The sequence below is a fragment of the Pseudoalteromonas sp. TAE79 genome, from assembly GCF_000498015.1.
Taxonomy (GTDB): Bacteria; Pseudomonadota; Gammaproteobacteria; order Enterobacterales; family Alteromonadaceae; genus Pseudoalteromonas.
The window spans coordinates 1-5,076 of sequence record NZ_AUTL01000180.1; the positions used below are offsets into that span (position 1 = coordinate 1).

Annotated in this window: 2 protein-coding genes and 2 pseudogenes; 2 read left to right on the forward strand and 2 right to left on the reverse strand. The window is 39.7% G+C overall.

From position 1 onward, the window contains the following. A pseudogene (locus L655_RS0113775) lies at positions 1-563 on the forward strand (stress protein); the annotation flags it as partial. A gap of 122 nt (positions 564-685) precedes the next feature. After that, positions 686-3,502 (forward strand): PD40 domain-containing protein, encoded by a 2,817-nt coding sequence (locus L655_RS0113780; protein WP_024605336.1) that lies wholly within the window; start codon positions 686-688, stop codon positions 3,500-3,502. A 16-nt stretch (positions 3,503-3,518) separates the two neighbouring features. On the opposite strand, the pseudogene L655_RS0113785 reads toward L655_RS0113780, so the two are convergent. Both L655_RS0113785 and L655_RS0113790 read right to left on the reverse strand, forming a co-directional pair. Further along, positions 3,519-4,076 (reverse strand): annotated as a pseudogene (locus L655_RS0113785) (tetratricopeptide repeat protein); the annotation flags it as partial. Positions 4,077-4,082: 6 nt separating this feature from the next. Beyond that, positions 4,083-5,076: IS66 family transposase (locus L655_RS0113790; protein ID WP_024604091.1), on the reverse strand; the 994-nt coding region annotated here is incomplete at its 5' end.

The window sequence follows — 5,076 nt, forward strand, 5'->3', positions numbered from 1 at the left end:
GAATAGCAGCCGGTGTTGCGGCTAAAAAAAATAAACAAACCTTGGTATTACCTGTATTAAATAGCGAACAAGTTGATAGTGTATGCCAATGGATTTACCCGTGGTTTAATAGTAAAAAACTCGCTTTTAAGCACGCAGAGCGAGCGCTTTTGTATAAAAATTTAGGCTTTTATTCATTGCTACCGAGTGTATTAGTGTTTGGCTTTTGTTTTATTGCTGATATTAATACTTTGATAAGCCTTGGTGTTTTGGTGGTGTTTTCTGGCTTGGTAACTTTATCGTATCAGCGTTATGGTTATTACATGCATGAGGATAATGGTCGATTTTACATGGTTGTACGCAAAGGTATGATTGGCGTTCATTACCGTGTTTTTGAGCTTTATAAAGCGCAAAGTGCGCGCAGTATAAGTACGTACCTAATGAGAAAGTCAGGCTTAAAAAGCCTGTATATACAACTTGCTTCAGGCTTTGTATTTATGCCCTACATAAAGCAGCAAGATGCTGACTTTATTATTGATTTTACAATTAAGCAGATTGAGTCAGATACTCGCAGCTGGATGTAAAATACCCTAATAAAACATGTGTAAATACCCATTTTCACATGTTTTATTACATTTTCTTACTGCCCATGAAAGACATTTAATAATACCCTAGATGATATTAAGGAATTATTTTAGGGACGCTCATGAAAAAAACACTTATCGCATCAGCTTTATTACTAGCAGCACCGATCTTTGCAGCCGATTGGCAAACTATTCATACCGAACATTTCAACATTCACTACAGTGTTGAGCATGCTGACTTTGCTAAATCAACTGCAGCAGAGCTTGAAATAGTACGCACCAAAGTGCTTGAGCAGCAAAACCGAACACTTGATAAAACAGTTGATGTAGTAGTGTTTGATCCCCTAAATGCGGCAAATGGCTTTGCGCTACCTACCTCAAATAATCCTGTAATGGCACTTTTTACAACCCCACCACAATCCGACACCGTTATATCAAACAGCGCTGGCTGGCAGCAGTTACTTGTACTGCATGAATATATTCACTTAGTGCATTTAGCACAGCCTACACGCAATCACTGGCAGCAAAAAGTACGTGGCATATGGGATTTATACGACTTAACTTACAGTGATACACCGCGCTGGGTAGCCGAAGGTTATGCCACATTGATTGAGTCTAAAATGACGGGCCGTGGGCGTTTATTTGATAACTACTCAGAGTCAATACTGCGAGAATTTGCTCAGCAAGGTGCTTTGCCAACCTATGGGCAATTAAATGGCGAGCAGGGCTTTATGGGCGGCTCAATGGCGTATTTAATGGGTAGTCGCTTTTTAAATTGGCTAGAGCAAAACTATTCAGAGCAAACACTCGATAGTGTTTGGACGCGAATGCAAGGCGTAAAAACGCGTGACTTTGATGAGGCATTTAGCGGTGTGTTTGGGCAAAGTGCAGCCAAGCTATATCGCCGATTTATAGCTGAATATACCTATAAAGCAATGCAAATAGAACAAGGAGAGCCGTTACTTAATAGTGAACTTTGGCTTGAACTTAACTTATATGCAAGTAACCCTGCACTTTCAAAAGATGGTAGTAAAATTGCAATTGTTGAGCGAGACAAAGAGAGCAATACCAAGCTTATAATTTATAGCACGGACGACAACATAAAGGCGCAAGAGGAGTTTACTAAAGCGCAAAAAGAGCTACTCAAAAACGATGCACAAGACATCCCCGATACAGCGCCAAGTGTGTTTAAGCGCGAACAAAAACAAGTGCTTAATCAAATTAATCGAGCCGGTATTGCAAACCCGCAATGGGTAAATAGCACAACGTTATATTTTAATGCGTACAGCAATGAAGAGTCGGGTATTTATAATAAAGTGTCAGACATATTTAGCTATAACACTGACACTGGAAATATTACACAGCTTACCAAGCTTGCTGGTATACGACGATTTAGCGTAACCAGTAACGGTGAAACCTTGTATGGCGAGCAAATAAGAGGTGGCTACTCTGAATTAGTAAAGGTTGATCTCAATACGCAAACCACCACACCATTATTTACAAAAAGCCTTGAGACAACTTACGATTACCCAATACTCAGTCCTGATGAAACTAAATTAGCTTATTTATCAACGTCATTAAATGAAAACTGGCAATTGTATATACAAGATGTGGGTAGTAATAAGCAGCAATTAATACCTATGCCAAACGGGTATCAATATTTAAGTCAGCCTAGCTTTAGCCATAATGGTGAGTCACTTTACTTTGTTGCAGGCTTAAATAGCGCTACTGATATTTATAACTACAACATAGAGAGTAAAACACTCAGCAAGTTAACTCAGGGGCAGGAAGCCGTTGCTCACCCGATTGAAATGGCTGATGGCTCGTTACTCTATTTTTCGATAACCGCAGATGGGCCAAATGTAAAAACATTGCCAAAAGCTATAAACAGCACTGTAGTTACTGAATTTTCGGCTAATAAAAAAGCACCGCTGCTCATTGTAAACGAACATACGCTTCCAAAAGCTAAAGTATATACGCACCAAACAACGCAGCAAACAAATTACAACGTGCTCGACCAGCACGCTACTTTTGCACTAGGGGCGCAGTATTATTCGGCTTCTACCAGTTTGTTAGATTTAAGTATTAAAAGTAGCGATTTATTAAAACAGCTCGACTTGCAAGCAGGATATAGCACTGATTTACACGATGGAGCACTGCACGGTGGTTATGTGCAGGCAAAATATAATGCGCTTGATGTAAAACTGAAACTTGCACTGTTTGACTATAATTTAAATACATCGCGCCAGTATCAACAAAGGCTAAATGCAGATATGGATGCCCGTGGTGGTTTTGCTGCAATAAGTTACCCTGTTAAATTTGGGCAGCTAAGTTTAACGCCGGAGCTTGCCTACAATTACACTGATTATAAACAACGCCATAAAAATTGGACGCGCTTAGGCGTTGCCCAAAGTTGGCAATATGATCGTCAAGACTTTGTGATAGGCCAAAGCCTTTATGCAAGTTGGTACGATGGCAGTAGTAAAAGTAATAGTTGGCAAGGTTACGATTTAGTCGCCAAAATTTTTGGTAAAGCGTTTGGTATTCCTCTTTATGCAAATTTTTCTCAAAAACAACGTGATGACAGCAGCCTTGCATTAGGTGGCTTTAGCTCAAATCTTATTAATCAGCAGCAAAATAGTGAATATGTACTTTCATCTGAGCTGCCTTTTTATAGCGCAGCTGCAAAGCGCTATCAAGGTTACGGTGGCGGCTTTAGCTTTAAAGAAGGCATGCCGTGGCTTTATTACAAGCAGCATCAACTCGACGGCACCGTATATGCACAAAGTTACGGGATAAAACACCAAGGTGATTTTAGTTTTGGAATGGGGCCTGCTGGTATAAATGACTTAATATTTAATATGGGACTGTCGCGAGTAGAAGGCGATAGTTTTGAAGATGAAATGCGAGCGTGGCTAAGCTTTTATTATTCGCTATAAATATCAATTGGCTAAGTTACTCATCCATCTGCAAGGATAGTAACTTAGCTTGATATACATCGATTTTTTGGTTATCACGTTCTAGTTCGATAGCTTTCTCAAGCAAGGTTTGTGTTTGTTTAATATTACCTTGTTGATAGCGAACTTTTGCGAGTTCCAAGTATAACTCAGCAATGTAAGGCGCTTTAGTAATAGCTTGCTCAAGGTGTGCTTTAGCCTGATGAGCATGGCCAGCTTGTAAGTTGTTTTTAGCGATTACTAGTAATTCATATGGGTCTTTTTCTTTATTAACTAATTGTGACGTGAGCTCTTTGACAAGCTCTTTGTCGCCTAATTTTTTAGCTAAAAGCTGATAGTTGCTGATTAAATTAATGCTTATTTCATTATTACTAAGTGCTGTTTGATAGATATTTTTAGCGCTTTGTAAATCACCTGCCCGACGATGCAAAATGCCCGCTATATTAAATAATTCAGGATCATTGGGAGTGTATTTGTTTGCTTGTAGAATAAGTGAGTAAGCAATATCCAGCTGTTTGTCTGCTAGCGCTGTTGCAGCTAAATTACTGTAAAACTTAGGTAACTATTCAGCCTCATCTGAAATGAATATATCAGGCAGCTGATTTTTGAATAATAACTCAAGGGCTAGGCTTGCAGATACATATTGTTTTCTGCAAGTCGATAAATAGCTTCTCAGCAAGCAGAACATTTCAGCTCCTTGCTTACTTCTAAAACACCCCGATATTTTTTGATGAACCTTGGTCATCCTAATATCATTCTCGCCTTGGTTGTTGGTAAATGGCACGCCAGTGCTCATCATGAAACGTAAAACATCATCTTGATAATCTCTTAGTCGTTCCAATAATGCTCGGGATTTGGTTCGCTTTAATCGGCCTCGCTGACCTTCCACTCGGCTACTTTTTTCTGGTGGTGGACATTTAGCGTCACCTTGAAGCAATATTTTTTGATATTGCTCACGATATTTCTGTTTAGCCCCTTTATCTAGGTCGGGATTATCTATTTGAGCTTTATTCATTTCTTTAAGTAAGGTTTGCATATCCTTCGCCCATTGCATGCCGTCTTGCTCCCAAGCCCTTTCTAATTCTCGGATGTGGTGAGCATTACATAATGCATGTTGGCATTGGGTATATTGATAATATGGCTTCCAATGGTCATGACATAGCACACCGGTAAAGTGCGGTAAAATACCGGCCTCATCCATCGCTATTTTTCCTCTTTTTTCATGAGGATAAAAATAAGTCCACCAAGTCGTTGATGCACCATGAAGCCATCGCCGTTTACCGCCGATATTAATGCCAGTCTCATCAACATGCAAAGTTTGATGCGGGCTTTGTAATGCCGCTTTGATGATACCTTCTGCGCCCGATGACTTTACTAGTGCCGCTGCTTGTTCATTAAAGTTAAATAAACTGCCGGCACTGATCGGAATACCTAGTTGGTCACTAAAGTATTCTTCAATGCGGTTATAAGGGAGTAATTGATATTGTGATAAGTAAACCGCATGGGCTTTCACACCAACACCATATTGAATAGGACCGTTAACACCTTGGGGGAAT